The sequence below is a fragment of the Kinneretia sp. DJ1R-11 genome, assembly GCF_025717595.1.
Classification (GTDB): domain Bacteria; phylum Pseudomonadota; class Gammaproteobacteria; order Burkholderiales; family Burkholderiaceae_C; genus Paucibacter_A.
The window spans coordinates 602,663-622,634 of sequence record NZ_JAJIRR010000001.1 but is presented as its reverse complement, the minus strand read 5'-3'; the positions used below and the strand labels follow the sequence as shown (position 1 = coordinate 622,634).

Below are 19,972 nucleotides of genomic sequence, written 5' to 3'. Positions count from 1 at the left end.
GGCACGGACAGTCCTCAGGACTGTCCGTGTCCGGGTTCGGCCAAGTGGCTTGTCGGACGCCGATCGAAGGCCCGACCGCCTGCCAGCGGGTGGGCTGAGCGCGCAGCGTCCGCACGGCGCCTGAACCACAGCATCAGTCGCCAATCGTGAGCACGCCCACCAGTGCGGTCAGAACGCTGGCCCCTGCCTGAAAGCCGGTCGTGACTTGCGCGTAGAAGGTGCCCGGCCACTCCCCGGCGCTGGGGAACAGCAGGACCGTGCCCTCAAGGCCGACGCCGACGCTGGCCGACATGCCGAAGATCATCACGCAGCGACCATCGAACCAGCTGGCATCGACGGCGCCCGGTGGGTTCGGCATGTAGATTTCGCCTCCCAGCCCCGTGCCTGTCGAGAAGGAGGCAAAGATGGGCAAGGCTTCGATCTCCTTGAACGAGGTGCCCCAATCCAAGCCCCCCATGAACAGATGGGCACTCTTGGTTTCCAGCACCTGACCCGACGCGTCCAGGCGCTTGAGCTCTCCGAGCTGCACCTGCCCCGCCAGGGGCAATTTGAGGCGCCCGGTAGAGACGGTCATGCTCAGCGTCAGATCCAGCACCCAGTCGGTCGACGTGGCGGCGGTGGCCGCCGGTGCGGGGCTGGCCATGCGAGCCGGCCATTCCAGCATCAGCTCGACGCTGCGGTTCAGGCCCGCCTCTTGTCCCGGGATGCTGATCAAGGGCAGGCGGGAGCCATTGGACAGGGTCGCACCGATGCGAGAGGGTGCGAGACCGTGCGCCAGCAGCGCGAGGGCCACCTGCTCGGCTCGGGCTGCGGCCAAGGAACGGTTGTTGGCTTCAGGGCCGGTCTGGCTGGCCCGGCCGACGAGGCTGACGATGCAGGCCTCCGGCCGCTTCAGCATGAACGCCGCGATCTCCGCGATCTGCCGATCGTGTTCGGCGGTCAAGGCCGCGCTGTTGATGCCGAAGTCGGTCAACATGGACGTCGTGTTCATCGTGCGTCCGTCCAAGGGCCGGTCTTCCAGCACGCCCAGCAGGCGGTTCAAGGCAGGCTTCAAAGGGGCCATGAATTGGCTGCTGCTCATTGCTCGTCTCCAGTCAAGTGGTCCAGGCGGTGGCGTCCGGCGGCGTCGATCACGGTGATGGCTCTCAAGCATGGGGCCAATGTGACGGGGCGCAGCTCGGTGTTCAGGCCGATGCTTGGGATTGAAATGGTCGTCGGTAGGGAGGGGCGCAGTACCGGGCTCGGGCCAGCGCCCGCTGTGGGCTTGCTGACCAGCTTGCTGATGATGGTGGGCGTCCCTGGCTTCAAAACGCCGGTGAACACGCGGCCACCGGGCACGATCACCCGCCAGCCCTGCAGTGTCGCGGCTGCTGCATTGCCGCTGATCACGATGGCGCCGTTCGCTACGCTCACCCTCAGGCCGTCGGTCGGTGGGGCGGTCTTGTTCACCAGGAAGGTCTTACGCGCGCGTTGGGCCGGGCGCCCCCCGCCGGCGCAGGCGCACTCCAAGACATTGAGCCCCGGCTTGACGCCCGGGTTCGACACACTCAGCGAATGCGACAGGCGGAACAGCCCCTTGTCGAGTTGCCAGGCGCTGTCCGGAACGGTGAGTGGCTGACCGTTGAGCAGCAGGACCACCCGGCCGTCCATGGCCTTGTTGGACTTTGCAGAAATGCCCGCGACGGTGATGCGCAGCGGGATGTTGGTGTGATACGTGCAGTTGGCTTGAGGATCTGTCGACACGCCGACCGGGCTGCAGATGCTCAGGCCCAGCGCACCGCCCACCGTTGCCGCATCCAGCGCCTTCTCCTTGGCGTCTTGCAGCAGTTCCTTTTTCGCGATCTCGGTGCGAATCTGGCGCAGACGATCTTTGGCCGTTTGCTCGTTCTGGCGAGCCCCGAATGCGGCGCTCAGGGCATCACGGATCAGGGGCAAATTGCTCAGGGTCGATACTGCCGCGTCGATGATGGCTTGGATGGGAATCTCACGCGGCAGTTTCAGATTCGCCAATGCGCGAACGGCGGCGTTCAGTCGGTCGGTGATCGCTTTGGTCAAACTGGCCAGGAAGGCCGCCAGATCGGCCGCAGCCGCGAACAGCCGGGCGATGTCGTCCCCGACTTCGCCCAAGACTTGAAGCACGCCATTGAGGGCGGGCCTGACGGCCGCGAAGCCGGTCCCAAATGCATTCGTTGCCGCGGTCAGTGCCAATGCCCGGGCCTCCCGGGGCAGCATGCCGAAGCCGGGCACCTGCCGTGCAAGAGTGCGCGCGTTGGCTGCACCCTCACGTTGCAGCCGGTCGAGGATCTGATTGCGCCTGGCGGCCGATCGGCACGCCGTCGCGGCAATGCCGAGCTGCCGGGAAATCTCGCGCGTGAAGCGCTCGACCTCGGCCAGCCGCGCTTCCGCTTGTCGGCCCAGCGCCACCAGGGTTTTGCCGATCACGACCAGGTCGTCGCGCAAGCTGGCCAGGGCAGCAGCCATGCCAGTTTCAATCTGCTGAATGGCGCTGTCACCCAGTCTTCTGAAGAAGCGGTCGATCGCTGCCAGCGTGGCGGGCAAGGTGTGACCCAGGGTGGCCGCCATCATCTCGGCTTGCAGCTTCACCATGTCAAACACGGCTTGTGGCGCTGGCAAATAGGTGCAGGCGGCCACATCGGCCATGAAGGTGTTGGGGTCAGCCTTGTCGGCCTCTCCGTAGACGCTGAACAGGATGCGGCGCAGCAGATCGCGCTCCTGCGCCCGGCGGGCGTCGGTCCACACCTGTTCGCCGGTCGCGCTGGCCAGCACCAGCAAGAGATCAGCAGCCAGCTCCTGGCTGGCTTCCAAGACCACAGCCTTGGGAATGACCGTGCTGGCGACCGCCAACAGAGGTTGGGCGAGGGTGTTGAATGCGTTGACCAGCGGCGTGCGCTTCCCGTCCCTGAGTTGATCAGACAGATCTCGGGCCGCCTGTGCCACGTTGTCTCGAATGTGGTCCACGAGGATGTCTTGCAGCACCACCACATGACTGATCACGATCTTGCCCACCATCAGGCCCAGGGCGGCACGCAGCGGCTCTTGCTGAAAGAGCCGGCCGGCCACGGCATCGTCCAGGCGCGACAACACGAAGTTGCGCACCATGAGCAAGCTGGGGCCAGCCACTTCTTCGGCCCACAAACGCCCCGGTTCGTTGTCCGGCATCAGGCTCGCGATCTGTGGCAACAGCCGCTTGATCAGCAACTCGTCAAGCAGGCGCGAAGCCAGAGCACGACAAGGCGGGTAGGCGGCCTTGATGTCACCTCGAAGCGCAGCCGTGAGCACATCCGAGATGTCGAGTTCGCGCTCGATCAGGTCCAGCAGCGGCGAGACCTCGGGGACCGCCATGCGCAGCTGCGGCAGCAACTTGGTATCGACCAGCCAAGCGACCAGAATCTTGAAGTCCAGCTTGCTGGAGCGCGGGATGCCGAGCCGCGCTTGCAGCTCATCTTGGACAAAGGCCGGGACATCGCGGATCTCGATCGACATCGCCTGCGAGACTTGCGTCGCCAGCCCGATGACGCCGGCACTGGCGCTGGCGGTACGGGCGACCACACCTTTGCGCAGCGCGTCGGCAGCGGCCAGGCTGAGCCACATGGCGGCCAGCGCAGGGCGCCAGATGCTGCGCCCGGCCGCGTCCACCGCGTCGAGTACGGCCACGAGCGCGGGCAGGGCCTCGCTGGCGCTGGTCAGCGTCAGCGCCTTGCCCTCCAGAAGCTCCATGGCAGCCCGCACGGCAGCAGCCGCGGCGCGCGCCTTTGCGTCAGGCAGCGGCGCTGCCGAAAGGCGGTTCGCGATCGCGTCAAGCCGTGCGGCGACCAGGGTGGCTGCGCCAAGTGCCAGCTTGTCGAGCACGAATCTCTGCAACTCGGCCGTGATGCAGGCTGCAAAGACCTCGCCAGCCAGCGCCGGATTTGCGCCCAGTTTGGCGGAGTCGATCTGGGCGATCTCATACGAGGCATTGAGCAAGGCCGGCAGCGCGAACTCCAGGGCCGCGAGGTGCACACGCAGACTGGGCGGCAGATAGCGCCGCGCCTCGGTGACGAGCGCGCCCATGGCGATGTCCACCGCATTCAGGAAGAAGCGTTTCGGGCTCTCGAAGCGGGCGCCGGCATACACGTCCACGCCCATGCCGACACCGGCGCCGGCCGCCAGGCTGCCTGCGATCACGAAGCCGGCTTTGTCGTCGTCCGCCAGGCTCAGTTGCAGGGTCAGATGCCCGCGAGCCATTGCAGCGGCGGCGATGCGCGCCCACACGCCAGCGCCCAGCTTGATCTCGCGCAACAGGGCGAGAAAGATCTCCAGGGCCGGCCCGTCCAATTTCTCGGAGGCCAGTCGGGCCAGGTCTTGGAAGTCCAAGGACACCGCCAGCCGGCCTGCGACGGAGGCCTCTGCATAGGCCTCCACGCTGATTTCCAGGCCCGCCTTGTCGAAAGGGTCGATCGTGGCCTGTGCGACCAGCTTGACGCCAGCAGCGGCGAAGGCGGCGCCTTCGGCTTCACCCGAGAGCAAACCGAACAGACCGAGCTGCGCGGAAGCATCGGCCCGGGCCTGCGCGGCCGCTTGCACCGCCAGCCCGTGGCACAGGCTCTGCTGCGTGTCGAACTGGAGTCGCGCGCCAGCTCCTACATTGCCTCGGATCAGGCCTTCATCAAAGCCCGCGGAGGCGTCCAGCGAGAAGACCTCGCCTTTGAGTACAAGACTATTTGGCATGGCTCAGTCGCTTTCTTTTTTCTTCGCGCAGCAGCTGCGCAGCGGCTCGCAGGATCTGCGGCAGGTTGGGGCTCAGCGTATGTGTCGCTGCAAGAAAAGGGCGAGGACACCATCTATCGAACTGTCCACGCTCGGTGGAGGGTCAGAGGTCTCGTCGCGAAAGCGAACAAACACTCCGCGGCGCTCCTTTGCGACGCCAGGCCAGCAAGCCCAGGCCGCCCAGCAGCATCAAAGCCCATTGCGCGGGCTCGGGCACGGCCGTCACGCCGATCACGCCGTCGATGTAGAGGCGCGACAGATCGAGCTGCGTGCCCTCGGCCAGCAGCAGGCCGCTGCTGTCGATATTGCTGAACTGGCCCTGCAGCGTGCCCCAGTCGAACAGATCGAAGCTCTGCCCCGCCTGGCCGCTGAAGCCGGCGAAGGAGGCGAGCCTGAGCGTGCCGCCCAGCGTCAGCGTGCCGGCCACGCGGTAGTGGTCATAACTGCTTCCCAGCTCGGTGCCGCCGAGCTCGGCGAGATAGACGTTGGCGGCGCCAAAGCTGACATCGCCGCCGTCCTCGCCCAGGCCGGGCGAGTTGCCGACGCTGAAACCGCCTTCGAAGTACTTGTGCCCCGTGCCGCTGAGCAGGGCGCCGCTGCGCTGCGCCACGGCGCCGAAGAACACGGCGGTGGCGCCGGCCGAAGTGCGCAGCTCGCTGTTCGCCTGCAGCTCCACGGCGTCGTAGAAGGTGGTGCTGCCCTGGCCCGACAAGATGATCTGCCCGCCCGTCTCGTTGCTCAGGTCGCCGAACACATCGCTATCGCCCGAGGTGACCAGCAGCTGGCCTGAATTGCTGAGCCCGCCGCTGACCGTCAGCCGGGCATTGCCCAGCAGGATGCGTGCGCCGGCGGCATTGTTCCAGGCGCCGCTGGCCACGGCGGTGGCGCCGTTCAGGTCGATCAGGCCGCCGCTGCCGTTGAGCAGGCTGCCCGTCACTTCCAGCCGGCCCTGGTTGATCTCGAACACGCCCAGATTGCGGTGGCTGGCGCCGCGCAGCTGCAGCGTCTCGCCCGGCTGCACCAGCACGCGGCCGCCGGCCTGGTTGAGCAGGTTGGCCTCCAGGCCTGCGCCTTGGCGCGGGCCACCGGCCACGCCGCGCACGAGGCCGGCGTTGCTCAGGCTCTCGCTCATCACGAGACGGTCGGCCTGCACCGTGCCCTGGTTGATCACCAGGCGCGAGAAGCTGCCTGTGCCGGTCAGAACGCCGCGCGGGCCGATCACCACGGGGTCCGCTGCGTCGAAGGAGCCTCCGGCCATCTGCAGTGTCACCAGGCCGGCGCCGGTGCCGACCTGCAAGGACTTCAGCTTCACGGCGCCACTGGGACCGGTGATGCCCAGGCTGCTGGCGGCGTCCACGATCACGTCGTGCACGTCGCTCGGGTTCACGCCCAGTGTCCATCGAGCGGCGTCGTCCCAGTTGCCGCCGGTGCCGCTGCGCCAGTGCAGTGTGGGGGTGAACAGGAACACGCCGAAGCGCCCGTCGGCCAGGGTGGCTTGGTAGGCCAGCTGGGCTTTGTCGTTGAAGCTCGCGCTGGAGGTCGCGAGTGAAATGATCGTGGATCCAGCGAGGGCGTCTCCGGTACGGGCAGCGAGGATGGACTCCACGCCGTCGGCCACGTAGAGCGCCCGATCGTTGGCGCTCGAGACGCCCGTGCCCGCGAGGTCCGCTGCAAAGCTCACCTGGCCGCCCGCGCTGAGCTCGGGGTTGCTGCCTATGTCGGCGATACGCACCCCGCCGCTCGTTCCGGGCGCGGTCTGGCCGCTGCGAACGATCAACGTGGTGTCGCGCCAGATGCCGACCCTGTTGTCCGGCGAGATGCCGGCACCGGTGAGAACGCCTCCGAAAGCCACCTGGCCCACGTCATTGATCTTTGGCGCGAGCAAAGAGATGAAGCTGACACCGCTGGCGGTGCCGGGGGCGGCCTCGCCCCTACGGGCGATCAAGGTGTCACCACGCCAGATGGCGATGTCGTTGGCGTTGGTGACGACGCCGGTGCCGGTGAGCGCGCTCTGGAAGGCCAGTTGACCGAAGGCGTTGAGCTGGGGCGAGGTGAGGTTGCCAAAGTTCAGCCCGGCGACGCTACCCGGGGCGCTACTGCCTTCGCGGGCGATCAAGGCGTTGTTTCGCCAGATGCTGACATCGTTGACCGAGCTGACGATCGTGCCAGTGAGGTTGGCCCGGTAGGCCACCTGACCTGCCGCATTGAAATCTTCAAGTTCCAGGAAGGAGAAGCTCACACCACTGCCAGCCCCGGGCGCTGGCCTGCCTTCGAGCGCCACCAAGTTGCTGTCACGCCAGATGCCGGAATCAGTGCCCAGGCTGATGCCTGGGCCTGTGAGCTGGGCTTGGTAAGCCACCTGACCTGCCGCGTTGAGTTTCCCGGGGCTGAAGGAAGCGAAGGTGACGCCGCTGTCCGCGCCTGGAGCCGCATTGCCCGTCTGTGCGATCAGCTGGTTTCCGAGCCACAGGCTCCTGTCGTTCTTGCCCAGTGTGATGTTGCTGCCACTCAATGCCGCTGAGTACGCAACCTGACCGGCTGCGTTGAGTTGGATCGAACTGAAGGCGGAGAAGCTCACCCCGCTGCCGGCGCCAGTCGCTGCGCTACCCTCGCGCACGATCAAGCTGCCGTCGCGCCAGATTCCACCGTCGTTGCTGCCGGTGACGCCCGCACCACTGAGCGTCGCCCTGAACGCCACCTGGCCGGTGCTGTTGAGTTGCGGTACGTTGAGGCTGGCGAAGCTCACCCCGCTGCCCGTGCCGGGCGCGGCGCTGCCGGTGAGCGCCACCGTGGTGGTGCCGGCCCAGGCGCCCTGGGCGCTGGCCAGCGCGAGCGCCAAGGCAAGGGCGGTGTGTTTGATGGTCAAGGGTTTCATCGGTTTTCCAGAGTGCTTTCGGGGATCAGGGCCAGCGAGCACGTGTTCACGAACAGCGCTGCATCAATTGGGAGTTCATCTGCCCGCCGTCGATCAGCGACAGCAGCAAGTAGCTGGCACCCAGCGCGGCGGCGCCTAGGGCGCTGGCAGCGAGGGCGCGCGCGGGGCTCAGACCGCAGATACGCAGGTAGCGCCACCACACCCAGCCGAGCCACAGGCAGAGGGCAGTCAGGCAGAGGGTTTGCAGGCCGGCGGCGATCAGCACCATCGGGCGGCTCATGGTCTCCTGGAACAGGGCCTGGGCCTGGAGCAGGGCCTCGGGCTTGAAGGCGCCCAGATCGGTGCCCGGTGGCAGTTGTCCGGTCTTGGGATCGATCTTGCAGAGCACCGTTTCCATTGGCGCGGCGAAGGCCTCGGTCAGTTGCCGCAGCTCCTGCCAGTTGCGCGCCACCGTCGGGTCGGCCATGCCGAGGTTGGTGAGGGCGCCGACCAGGGCCATCAGCACCAGGGTGACGCCGCTGAAGCGTGCCACCGCACGGAAAAAGCCGGCAAAGCCCTGGCGGTTGCCGAGCAGCCGGCTGCCGCCATGCACCAGGGCTGCGGCGCCCAGTAGGACGAAGAGATCGCGCAGCACGCCCGCGCTCTGGGCCAGCGGGCCGTCGGCCTTGACTGCCTCCAGTGACGACATGCTGGCCACCGGGAACGCGATGCTCACGCCCGCTGCCACAGCGAAGGACAGGATGAGAAAGGCCGCCCCGTCCGTCACGGGATGGGGCGCGGGTTTGTCGTCGGCCGTCGGCGTGGCGGGCGTGGCCAGTTGCTCACTCAAGACCTGGCTGGGGTGGGTCAGGCAGTGCGTGAACTGGCCCAGCCACTGCGGCAGTTTGGTGAGCAACTCATCGAGTGCTTTGGACATGGCGGTCTCCCTGGTGGCGCTCGTTGTGCGGGGGTCAGGCGCTGCGGCGCGTGGCCGTCCGGCGCCGGCTCCAGCAGCCCAAGCCCGCGAGGCCTGCGGCCATCAGCGCCCAACTGCCCGGCTCGGGCACGGCCGCCGTCACGCGCAGCGTCAGGCCGTTGGCGCCGTACTCGGTCGCGAAGTCGTAGCCGCCGGCCTGCGTCAGGTCCAGGCCGGCGAACTGGCTGTTGTTCAGGCGCTGGTTCCAGGTCATGACGGTGAAGCTGTCGCCCACATTGAAGTGCGCGCCGTCCAGCAGGTTGACGGCCAGGGTGCCGGCCAGCGAGGCCGCGCCGCTGATGGTCAGCAGATCAAAGCCGCCGGCCGCCGTGCTGCCCAGGTCGACCAGAAAGATGCCGCCGGTTTGCTGCGTCAGGCCGCCCACGAGGCTCAGCGTGCCTGCGTCCTTCAGGCCGCCGGCCGCCAAGATGCCGGTGTTGCTCAGGCTGGAGAACGCGTTGACCATGCGCACCGTGCCGTCGCCGGCCAGGGTGCCGGCGTTGGCAAAGTCCACGACGGTGCTGGCAACTTCCGCGCCGGCCGCCACGTTCAGCTGGCCCTGGTTGTTGAAGGCCTGGCTGATGCGCAGCGTGCCGGCGTTGACCTTGATGGTGCCGGTGTTGTTCAGCGCTAGGCCGTTGCCGATGTCGGTGACAAAGGCCGAGGTCTTGGTGAAACTGCCTTGGTTGTCGAAGCGGCTGGCTGCACCGCCTTGGAAGTTGCCGAGGTGGACGTTGCCGTTCGCCGCCTCCACCCAGCTGCCGAAGTTGACTACGCGCGCACCGCCGCCGGTGTTGAAGCTGCCGGTGCCCGTCTGCGTGGTGCTGCCGGCCAACTCCAGCGTCTGCCCGCCGGTCAGGCCGCGACCGCTGCTGCCCGACAGCGTGACGGCGCCTTCCATCCGCGTGCTGCCATTGCCCGTCAGGTGGGCCATCAGCCAGTCGGTGTTGCCGCTCAGCACGAGCCGGCCGGTGTTGTGGACCGTGCTGCTGTTGAGCGTTGTCAGGCCGCCTTGCACGGTGGCGCTGTCCGCGACCAAGACCGTGGCGCCATTCAGGGCCAAGCTGCCCGCGTTCTGAATCGTGCCTTTGAGTGCGATGCTGCCGCTGGGCAGGTCGAGCATGGCGCCGCTGGCGATCTGGATCTGCCCGGCCGTGAGGCTGGCGTCGCCGCTGATGCGCAAAGTGCCGGCCTTGATGTTGATCGCGCCGGTGTTGTTCAGCAGCAGGCCATTGCCGATGTCGGTGACGAAGGCCGAGGTCTTGGTGAAGGTGCCGATGTTGTCGAAGCGGCTGACCGCACCACCCGCGAAGTTGCCCAGCCCGACATTGCCGTTGGCTGCGTCCACCCAGGTCCCGAGGTTGACCACACGCGAACCGCCGCCGGTGTTGAGGCTGCCGGTGCCGGTCTGCGTGGTGCTGCCGGCCAGTTCCAAGGTCTGGCCGCCGGTCAGGCCACGGCCGCTGTTGCCGGACAGCGTCACGGCACCGTTCATGCGCGTGCTGCCGCTGCCGGTGAGGTTGGCTTCCATCCAGTCGGTGCTGCCGTCGATGACGAAGGCGCTGGTGTTGCTGATCGTGCCCTTGAGCCGCGTCAGGCCGGTGCTTTGCAGCGTAACGTCGCCCGTCAGCGTCACCACGCCGCCGTCAAAACTCAGGGTGCCGGCGTTCTTCACGGTGCCGCCCAGCTTCAGGTCGCCACTGAGCAGGCTGAGCTCGGCGCCCGAGGCAATGTCGAGATGCCCGGTGGATCTGCTGTCGGCGCCGCTGATCCGCAGCAGGCCGGCTTCGACCTTGACCGTGCCGGTGTTGTTCAGCTTCAGGCCGTTGCCGATCTCGGTGGTGAAGGTCGAGGCCTTGATATAGGTGCCCTGGTTGACGAAGACACCGTTCGCGCCGCCGTTGAAGTTGCCGAAGTTGACGTTGGCGCTGGCCTGGTCCAACCATGTGCCTTCGTTCACCAGGCGTGAGCCCTGGCCGATGGAGAGGCCGCGCCGGCCGGTGAAGGTCGTGGTGCCGGCCATCTCCAGCGTGTGGTTGTCGAGCAGGGTCGGCGTGCCATCAAAGTTGGGGCCCGCGATGGCAAGGCTGTCTTCCATGCGGGTGACGCCGCCGCTGCCACGCAAGAGGGTGCCGACCCAGCTGCTTTCGCCGCTGGCCACCAAGCGGCCTTGGTTGCTCAGTTCGCCCTGCAGCAGCGCCAGGCCGCCAACACGGCCACTGCTGCTGCCGCTCAGGATCAGGTGGCTGCCTCCGTCCAGGCGCAGCGTGCCGGTGCCGGTGATCTCGCCCACTGCCTGGGTCGTGCGCAGGCGGGTGTCGGCGCTGCCCAGCAGGATCGTGTCGCCCGCTTGCGGCAGGCCATCGCTGCCGTTGTTCCAGTTCTGTGTCACGTCCCAGAAGCCGCCGCTGGCGGCGCCGGTCCAGTTGAAGGGTACGGCCGTGACGGTCACGTCCAGGCCTTTGGCGCCGTAGGCCGTGGCGAAGCGGTAGCCTGAGGCTTGGGAGAAGTCCAGGCTGGCGAACTCGCTGCCGGCCGTGCGCTGGCCCCAGCTCACGACCGTGAAGCTGCTGCCCCGCTGCAGGCGCTGGCCGCTGAGCACGGAGAAAGTCAACGTGCCGCCTAGGTCCGCATTGCCACTGATCGCCAGCAGGTCGGCGCTGCTGCGGCCCAGCTCGACCTGCAAGCTGCCGTGGGTGGCCAAGTTGCCCAACAGCTGCAACTGGCCGACTTGGCCCGCCCCACCGGGTGCCAGAACGCCAGAGTTGCTGAGGGTGTCCAGCGCGCGCACCGTGCCCGAGCCGGCCAGGGTGCCGGCGTTGGTGAAGCTGGCGTGGTTGACCTGCAGTTCGGCGCCGCTGGCGATGGACAAATGGCCACGGCTGTCATGGCTGAATGGCGAATTGATCAGCAGGGTGCCCGCATTGAGCAGTGTGGTGCCGGGCAGACTCAGTGAGTGGACGGCGTCGACAGTCTTGACAGTCTGGCCGTCCAAGGTGAGTCGGTCCACAACGGTAGTGCCCCGAGCCATCAGGCGTCCCCCGTTCCATTGCATCACTTGGACCCGTGCCACGGTGTTGAAGATGCCGAGAACCGAATCATCATTCATGGTCAGCGCTGCGAAGGTGCTTCCTGCGCTCAGGTTCAGCGCGCCACCATCCAACACCGTCTGACCGCTGACCCAATTCAGAGAGCTTGAGGCGTTGACTGTGCCCCCGCTGATGGTGACGGTTCCGGCGTTGTTGACTTGGTTGCGCAAGTCGAAGACGCCCGTGCCGCCAAATTCAAGTGTCGCGCCGGGTCTAACAAGGATCTGCCCACTGAAACTGCCGCCGCCTCCCCCGGCAATGCGCAAGGTGCCGGCATTCACATTCACCGTGCCGGTGTTGTTGAACACCAGGCCATTGCCACCCAGGGTGGTGATGAAGGCAGAGTCTTTGTTGAAAGTGCCTGCGTTGTCAAAGCTGGCGCCGCCGCCGATGCCGTCGATCAGGTTGTTGCTCGTCGCCTGCTCCGACCAAGTCCCCAAGTTCTGAACAGCGCCCCCGATCGCCACACGCCCCGTCCCCGTCTGCCGGGTGCTGCCGGCCGCGACCAGATTGGACAGGTTGAGGAATTTGCTGTCGCTGCCCGAAATCCGCAACTCTCCGGTCGAACGTGTCGTGCCAGACCCGCTCAGGAAGCCGCCCGTCAAGTCCAAGTTGCCAGTCACGAGCAGGGGCGCAGACGAGGTGATGGCGCCGAGGCGATTCAGGCTCACATTGACGAAACTGCTGGCCGCGCCGAGGCTCAGCTCGCCCGAGTTCACGGCGACGTTGCCGGCCAGTTGCAGCCCTTGCGCAGCGCGGACATTGGCCTCGATCGTCAGGGTGCCGGCGTTGCTGACCGCTGGGCCCAGGGTGAAGGTGCTGCCGTTGCCAAAGGCCAAGGTGGCGCCCTCGGCCACCTGGATGCTGCCGGTGCTGCTGCCGCCCCCGAAGAGGCGCAGGGTGCCGCCGTTCACGTCCACCCGGCCGCTGTTGTTAAACGCAACACCGTCATTGAAAGTTGTCGTGAAGCCGGCGGACTTGATGAAGCTTCCCTGGTTGTCGAAGTGATTGATTGGGCCTGTGCTGGACAGCACGGATCCGAAATCGATGTTGGCGGACGTTTGATCTAGCCAGCTGGCTTGGTTGACGATGCGGCTGCCGCCGCTGATGTCCTGGCCATGGTTGCCGCCCTGCACCGTATTGCCCGCCAGGGTCAGCGTGTGTCCGCCCGTGAGGCTGCGCCGCTCAAATAGGCCGCTCCCCAATTGGGATGGCCCCAGCACGAGCGTGCTGCCGGCGCCTGACAAAACGCCTTCCTCCCATAGGAAGCGTCCGCTGACCCTTGTGCTGCCCTGGCTGTTGAAGCTGCCCAACTCCAGTTCCAAGCTGCCGAGCTCTGCCGAGCCGCTGAGTGTCAAACTGGCGTTGAATCGGTTGATGCGCAGGGCGCCCGTACCGATCAGACTAGCTGCTGCCTGCGACCCGTCGATGGAGACGTTGCTCGGCCCCAGGCGCACGTCGTCAAGTGCTGTGGGCAGGGCATTCCCGCTCCAGTTGGATGCCAAACTCCAACTCCCTTCGAGGCCGGCAACCCAGGTGACCGTGGCCGTGTGAGCGTGGCCGATGTACAGCAAGGGCAGCAAGGCCAGGGTGAGGCGTGTCAAAGAGGGTTTCGCAGCCATCGCGCTCCGGACTTGCCGCACTGGGTTTGTGGCGGCGGCTTGGCTCCGTCTTGAAAGAACTTCAGCGAGGGCGCAAGGCCGAGAATGAACTACCCCGTGTAACTTCAAGTTAGGGGGGCGAGCGTCCCGGGCCTCGTGCTGCGCTCCCGCACAATCTCCCGGCTCGCTGCCTTGGTCTTGTGTGCGACTCCGAAACTCTGGCTGAGGCTGCTTGTTGCTCATCGGGACTCCCTGGCTTGATGTCGATAGGGCGCCATGGTCGGCGGCCACGCCCGGCAAGTCCTTACGGAACTCTTGCGCTTCTCTCAAGGTTTTATTTATCAATGAAATCAATGGCTTACAGGTGCTTCTCATGAGCGGGGTCGAGTCTCTAACGCCGGGCGCAGGCGTCGATTCCCCGGTCGCGCGGACCCTGCAGATCGGCGAATGGCAGGCCGATCCGGTGTTGGACGAGCTGCGGCGGGGCGAGCAGGTGCTCAAGCTGGAGCCGCGCAAGATGCGCTTGCTGATGGCGCTGGCGCGCCGGCCGCAGCAGCTGGTAACCCTGGATCAGCTGCTCGACGAGGTCTGGGGGGATCTGGTAGTAACCCCTAGTTCGGTGTACCAGTCGATCTCGCAGCTGCGCAGCGTGCTCGGCGATGAGGCGAGCCAGCCGCGCTATATCGTGACCGTGCCGCGCAAGGGTTATCGCCTGGTGGCTGCGGTCAGCGAGGTGGTGGCCGTTGCAACTCCTGCCCCGGCTGCGGGGTCGATATCAGCGCCCTTGCAGCCTGAGACTGAACCTGAACCAAAGCGACGCGCGACCGATCAAGCTGTGGCGCCGCTTGTGCCGCCCGCCCCTCCCACCCTTCCTGCCTCCCCCGCACCATCCTTGCCATCCGTCCCAAGCCGGCGTCTTTTGCTCGGTGGCACGGCCGCTGCGGCGGCCTTGCTCGGCGCTGGCGGATGGTGGGCTTGGCAGCGTGCTGCTCGCATGCCGGCCGGTGACATCACCCTGGCCGTCCTTCCTTTTGATGACGCCTCACCGAAGGAGTTGGAGCAGCCCTTCGCCGAAGGTCTGGCCGAAAGTGTGATCAGCGCGCTGTCTCGCCATCAGCAGATTCGGGTGGCGGCCCGCGCCACGTCTTTCCAGTTCCGCAGTGCCCAGGCTCTGGCGCCGCAGGCCAAGCAACTGGCCGTGACCCATGTGCTCTGGGGTGAGCTGCGGCGCTTGCAGCAGGGCCTCACGCTCAAGCTCAGCCTGCACCGTGCGGCGGACAGCGAAGTGCTCTGGCAGCAGGTGCTGGAGTCGCCCGCCGCCGCCCTGGGCAGCCTGGCCGAGAGCGTCGCCAATGCGGCCCTTGGGGCCCTGGGCGTGACACCACTGCCGGCCGACGCGAAACCGGTGCCTTTGGCCGATGCTTATGAGTTCTACCTGCTGGGCTTGCACCATCAACGCGGCGGCCAAATTGAGGGCATTCTGAAGGCCCGCACTTACTATCAACGCGCCATCGATGCAGACCCCGGCTTTGCTCTGGCCTATGTAGGTCAGGCTTCGTCCTGGATTGGCGAGTATCACTATGGGAACGGTTTGAGCATTCGCGCCATGGATGCGCGCGCCCAGCCCCTGATTGACCGGGCTTTGCAATTGGACCCCGTGCTGCCTTTGGCCCAGGGTGTCCAGGGCAGTCTTCATTCCTATCGAGGTGAACATGACGAGGCCCGGCTTTGGCATGAGCGGGCCTTGGCCAAGGCGCCTCATGACGCCAGCCTGTTGTATTGGGCTGGGGCCGCAGAAAACAAGGCTGGCTGGCCGGTTCGCGCGCTTGCGTACTACAGCCGGGCGGCCGAGCTGAGTCCCCTATCGCCGCAAATACAGCACTTGACAGGGTGGGCCGCCACGAACGCAGGCCGCTACGAACTTGCCGAGCAGGCCTACCGACGCGCTCTCAGCCTGGCGCCTAAGCATGCCAACGGCGCTCGGGGTTTCGGCATCATTGGCTTTGCCAGAGGGCGGCTCGATGAAGCCGTGCAGGGCTATCGCCAAGCCCTCACGATCAAGCCGAAGGACGCCTACTTTTGGGATCAGCTGGCCTGGATCTACCTGGATCTGGGCTTGATTGACGAAGCCAAGCAGGCCTTTGCCCAGTTCCAGGCGCAAAGCCCGCAACCAGTGTGGGCGCAGGTCTCGGCTGCGCGGCTGTGGGTCTGCACGCAAGACCAGCCGGCCCTGCGCAAGGCGGTCGACGCACTACCGGTGCAGAGCAAGGAGCGCGATGCCGTCATCGAGACCGCCTTGCTGCGCGTAGTGCTGGGTCAGCCCGAGCAGGCCTACAAGACTTTGAGCTCTGTGATCGGTCTGGTTCTGGCCGACCCCGTGCCACTTTACGACGAATGGAGCACCTTTCTGGGCCAGCATGCCTTGCTCGATGTGGCGGTCATCTACAGTGCGACCGATCACCGCGAACAGGCCGAACCCTTCATCGAGCAAGCCTCCAGCTATGTAGAGCGATATGCCAAACAGGGCAATGTCTGGCACGCCATCGGCTACCACCGCGCCCGCATCGCTGCCTTGCGCGGCCAGCCTGATGCGGCGCTGGCAGCCCTGGAAGACGCGGTGCGCCTGGGCTGGCGACGGGGCTGGTGGTTGGTTCAAGACCCGGCACTGCAAAGTCTGCGTGAATTACCCCGGTTCAAGGCGGTGCTGGCCCGTATCGAGGACTCGAATCGCCTGCAGCGGCAAAGGCTACAGACTTGAGCATCGGCATGCACATCCGTCCCATCCTGCCCTCCGAGCACGAGGCCGCCCGCTCCCTCTTGTCTGCTAACGGCTGGGCCACACGGGTGGCCGATCCGGCGTTGTTCGCTCGCTTGCTGAGCCAGTCGCAGCTGGCCTTGGTGGCGGTGGAGCACGGCGAAGACGGTGATCGCGTGATCGGCTTTTTGCGCGCACTCACGGACGGCATCTTCAATGGCTACATCTCCATGCTGGTGGTCGATGAAGCGCGGCGTGGGCGGGGCGTGGGTCGCGCTCTGGTTCAGCACGCCATGGGCGATCGCCCGGAAATGACCTGGGTGCTGCGCGCCGGTCGCGAGGGCGTGGCGGGCTTTTACGAGCAGATCGGCTTCAGCCGCTCCGCCGTGGCCATGGAGCGGCCGGGGCGGCGCGGCTGAGCTTGGGCAACTGGGCGCCGACCGCAAGGGCGCGGTCGGACGCGCGCCTTGCTCTGGGTTCAGCGATGCTGGCGGCGGATGCGAAAGCCCACCAGGCCCAAGCCCAGGGCCAGCAGCACATAGGTCGAAGGTTCCGGCACGGCTGAGGCCACATTGATCACGCCGGCATAGGAGCCACCGGCCGTGCCGGTCACCTGCCCGCGCACTTCAAGCGTGTAGCTGCCGGCCGCCAGCGCGTTGAGGTTGATCATATTGAAGGCGCCGGCGCCGGCGGCCACCGTGCTGCTGGCGTTGCTCTGGGCGGCGCTCCAAACCTGCAACACCGAGCCACCACCGCTGGACACAGGCGTGCCGGGCGTGACCGGCGCACCGCTGTACAGGCGCGCTTGCAGGCCTTGGATGGCGAAGAAGTTGCCCAGATCGAGGGAAGCGGTGAAGCTGCTGTAGCTGGCATCCGGCACCGAAAAGACATAGCTGTCGTAAAACGTGGCGGCCTGTGCGAAGGAATTGCCGCCGGCGGATGAGACGATGCCGGCATTGACGGTGAAGCTGTTGCCGTAGTTCAGTGATGCGGTGGACAGGCCGCCCAGGTTGACCTGCTTGCTGGCCACAGGCTGGGCCTGGGCAGCGGCGACGGCACAGGTCAGAGAGAGCATGGCCACAGTGGCGCGTGTGAGCTGAATCTTCATGAGAACTCCTGAATCGGAAATGGACGGGCGGGTCGGTGCGCCTTCAGCGCGCTTGGAAGTCCACTATCGCGAGCACTCATGAAAGCCAGAGCATCCGCTCCGGCAAGTTTTCTGAACCGTTCAGACCATGATTTGTGAAACGAAAGTACCCAGCTGATCTGTTCGGACTCTGCGTGTCGGTCCGGCCGGGCGCGGGGCGGCTCCTCCTGAGCCTGCCTCCCGCGCAGCAAGACACCTTGACCCTTAGGGATCGACAGTTCGGTCCCCGCACTCCTGAGCGTCCAGCCAGGCCTGCATTTCGGCAGGCAGCTCGTCCCACTCTTCATCCGAGGGCGAAGGCGCGCCCGCGGCCAGCAGCCGCTGCAGCGAGTCCAGGTAATCGCCCTCGGGCTGCGGCAGGTGCGCGGCGGCGTGGAGCAAGCTGCCCATCACATCACCGCCATAGCCATTGCGTTCCTGCCACTGGGCGCCATGCGCCAGCAGCAGCTGAATCAAGGCCGCGTCGCCGTTGAATGCGGCCTGGTTCAGGGCGCTGGCCTCCCAATCACCGGGCGCGGCGACCGGCCAGCCCAGCGACAGCATCAGCGCCACCGAGGCTCCGGCGCGGCGCTGCGCTTGGTCGGGCAGCAGGCGCAGCTCCTGCGCGCTCAAGCTTTGCAGCAGCTCGGGCTGTTCATCGAGCAAGGCCCGCGCCGTGCCCCCATCGGCAGCCGCGCAGGCGGCGAGGAAGCGCTCGCCTGCCGTGGGCAGTTCTGGCTGCGCGCCTCGCGCCGCCAGCAGCGCGAGTGCCTCAGTCTCGCCCAGCAGGGCCGCCAGGGTGGCGGGCGTGCGGCCCTCGGCGTCGCGGGCCGCGAGATCGGCACCTTGGGATGTTAGGAGGCGCAGGCATTCGAGCGAGCGACCCCGGCGCAAAGCATGGTGCAAGGCAGCGCCGCCCTGCGGCCCAGCTTCATTGACATCGGCGCCCAGGCTCAGCGCTAAAGCCAGGCCGCTGGGGTCCTCGAAGTCGAGCATGCGCAGCAAGGCATTCGTGCCCTGCCAACGCGCGCCGTGGGCGCACAACTGGCGGATCTGCAGTGCGGCACGGCCGCGGTCGGGGTCCTCGCAGGCGTGGTACAGCGACTCGCCGTCGTTGGGCTCTGCCCCCGCGGCCAGCAAGGTGGCGGCCAGCGCGGGACTGCGTGCGCGGCTGATGGCGCCGTAGAGCAAGGGCAGGCGGATCGGCGTCGGCTCGGCAACACCGGCTTCCAGGTCCGGCATGTGCATGGCGCTCAAGGCGCCTTTGGGGCAGCGGGCGAGCAAGGCCTGCGCACAGCGCAGCAGGCCTGTGGCCCAAGGTTCGCCGAGGCGATGCAGGCTGGAGAAGCACACGTACGCCAAGGCCGGCGCGTCGAAGGGCGGCAGCAGCTGCATGGCATCGGGCAGGGCAGCGACTGCATCCAGATCGCCCTGAACCAGGGCCATCGCGGTGCGCAGACCGGGCGGGCAGGCGCGGCTCAGATGCCGCTGCTGCTGAATCAGGGCCAGCGCGCGTTCCGGCTGAGGGCTGTCCCAGCCGCGGCCGATGGCCAGGGTCAGGGCGCGTGTGAGCAGGGCAGTCTGGTCGAGCTGGCGCGCCTCCAGCTGCGCATGGACGGCACGCTGCAGGGCTGGCCAGCTGGGGAAGCCCATTTCACGTGCGATCACCAACTGCGCCATGCTCAGGCGCGGCGGAGTAGCCGGGTCCGCCCGGTGGTGAGGCGCGGCGCGCGCCAGGCTTTCGGCCTCGCCGGCCCGCCAGGCGCGCAGCAGTTCGCGCGCGCGGCGCTTCAGCTGCTGCAGATCGGCGGCTTCGGGAAGAGAAAGTTGAACGGGCTGCGGCGCAGCCCCGTTGTGACGGGTCATCAAGGGACACCTCCATGCGAATGAGTGCCCGAGATCCGCGTGTTCAGGCCGCACAAAGGCAGGGGATGGCTGGTGGCGCTGTGGACGCGTCGTGTCTTTGAGCACGCGCGTCCTGCCGGGTGGGCTCAGCCCTGCCTGCGGATCCAGCAGCGCCCCGGCAGGCGCTGTGGCCTCGAGTGTGCCATAACGGCATGGCCGCGCGGTGGTGCTTGGCTTTGGCTAGTCCAGCTTTTGTTCCTTGGCCGCCTCCATCGCCGCCTTCCACACCCGTGCCGGCACAAAGGTGCGCAGCTGTTCCATGGCGCGGGCGATCAGCTCGGCGTGCAGCTCATGGCCCAGCTCGGGCAGCACATCGGCCGTGACATCGGCGCCCAGCTGCACCAGACGGCGCGCGGCCGTGACCTGGTCCTGGTAGGGCAGTACGGGGTCGCGTTGGCCGTGCAGGATGTGCAGGCTGACCTGGTCTGGCGCGTGGGCCGGCGGGCTGGCATAGGCGCCAGAGAAGGCCAGCACGCGCCCGGCCAGCTGTGGCTCGGCCTGCACCGCCTCCAGGGCCATCACCGCGCCTTGTGAAAAGCCGGCCAGGGCCACGCGTTCCCAGGCCATGTCGAACTGCTCAGCCCAAGCGCGCACGGTGGCGACGAAGCCGGGCAGGGCGGCGGCCACACGTTCGGGGTGGTCGTCATCGCTGGCGCCTTGCAGCGAGTACCACTGCTGGCCCTTGCTAGATTCAGCGCTGCCGGGGGTCTGGTCGAAGCCCTCGGGGCCGTTGATCGACACCACGGCCGCCTGCGGGTACTGGGCGCGCAGGGCCTGCGCCAGCGGCCGCATCTGCGCGGCGTCGGCGCCGGCACCGTGCAGCAGCAGAAACAGCAGCTCGGGCAGGCCTTTGTCGGGCAGCAGGGCGAGGGCTTGGGAGCGTTGGGGGGTACTCATGG

General features: G+C 67.0%; 10 protein-coding genes. 2 read left to right on the top strand and 8 right to left on the bottom strand.

Going from position 1 to position 19,972, the window contains the following annotated elements; genetic code table 11:
* Positions 1–133: 133 nt before the first annotated feature.
* From LNV23_RS02605 to LNV23_RS02585, 5 genes are all read right to left on the bottom strand, one after another.
* Complete coding sequence (locus tag LNV23_RS02605; RefSeq protein ID WP_263561518.1) at positions 134–1,081, bottom strand: OmpA family protein; 948 nt, start codon at positions 1,079–1,081, stop codon at positions 134–136.
* On the bottom strand, positions 1,078–4,728 hold the full coding sequence (locus tag LNV23_RS02600) for a hypothetical protein (RefSeq protein WP_263561517.1): 3,651 nt from the start codon (positions 4,726–4,728) through the stop codon (positions 1,078–1,080). Before LNV23_RS02600 ends, LNV23_RS02605 begins: the two co-directional genes overlap by 4 nt.
* 142 nt (positions 4,729–4,870) lie before the next feature.
* Positions 4,871–7,642 carry a beta strand repeat-containing protein gene (locus LNV23_RS02595; protein ID WP_263561516.1) on the bottom strand — a complete coding sequence of 924 codons (2,772 nt, stop codon included), beginning with the start codon at positions 7,640–7,642 and terminating at the stop codon, positions 4,871–4,873.
* Between the two features lie 46 nt (positions 7,643–7,688).
* Positions 7,689–8,558 (bottom strand): hypothetical protein, encoded by an 870-nt coding sequence (locus LNV23_RS02590; RefSeq protein ID WP_263561515.1) that lies wholly within the window; start codon positions 8,556–8,558, stop codon positions 7,689–7,691.
* A 34-nt stretch (positions 8,559–8,592) separates the two neighbouring features.
* Positions 8,593–13,290, bottom strand: a complete 4,698-nt coding sequence (locus LNV23_RS02585) for a beta strand repeat-containing protein (RefSeq protein ID WP_263561514.1) — start codon at positions 13,288–13,290, stop codon at positions 8,593–8,595.
* A gap of 370 nt (positions 13,291–13,660) precedes the next feature.
* Here LNV23_RS02585 and LNV23_RS02580 point away from each other — a divergent pair, with 370 nt between their 5' ends.
* Together LNV23_RS02580 and LNV23_RS02575 are read left to right on the top strand one after the other, a co-directional pair.
* The gene (locus tag LNV23_RS02580; protein WP_263561513.1) at positions 13,661–16,045 is read left to right on the top strand and encodes a winged helix-turn-helix domain-containing protein; all 2,385 of its coding nucleotides are present in this window, start codon (positions 13,661–13,663) and stop codon (positions 16,043–16,045) included.
* A gap of 8 nt (positions 16,046–16,053) precedes the next feature.
* Positions 16,054–16,461 carry a GNAT family N-acetyltransferase gene (locus tag LNV23_RS02575; protein WP_263561512.1) on the top strand — a complete coding sequence of 136 codons (408 nt, stop codon included), beginning with the start codon at positions 16,054–16,056 and terminating at the stop codon, positions 16,459–16,461.
* Positions 16,462–16,520: 59 nt separating this feature from the next.
* Here the strand turns inward: LNV23_RS02575 and LNV23_RS02570 are convergent, their stop codons facing one another.
* The 3 genes from LNV23_RS02570 to ypfH form a co-directional block, all read right to left on the bottom strand.
* Positions 16,521–17,150, bottom strand: coding sequence for an FxDxF family PEP-CTERM protein (locus LNV23_RS02570; RefSeq protein ID WP_263561511.1), 630 nt, complete (start codon positions 17,148–17,150; stop codon positions 16,521–16,523).
* 243 nt (positions 17,151–17,393) lie between these two features.
* Positions 17,394–19,034: an ankyrin repeat domain-containing protein gene (locus tag LNV23_RS02565; RefSeq protein ID WP_263561510.1), complete on the bottom strand. Its 1,641-nt coding sequence runs from the start codon at positions 19,032–19,034 to the stop codon at positions 17,394–17,396.
* A gap of 219 nt (positions 19,035–19,253) precedes the next feature.
* The gene (gene ypfH, locus LNV23_RS02560; RefSeq protein ID WP_263561509.1) at positions 19,254–19,970 is read right to left on the bottom strand and encodes an esterase; all 717 of its coding nucleotides are present in this window, start codon (positions 19,968–19,970) and stop codon (positions 19,254–19,256) included.
* Positions 19,971–19,972: the final 2 nt, after the last annotated feature.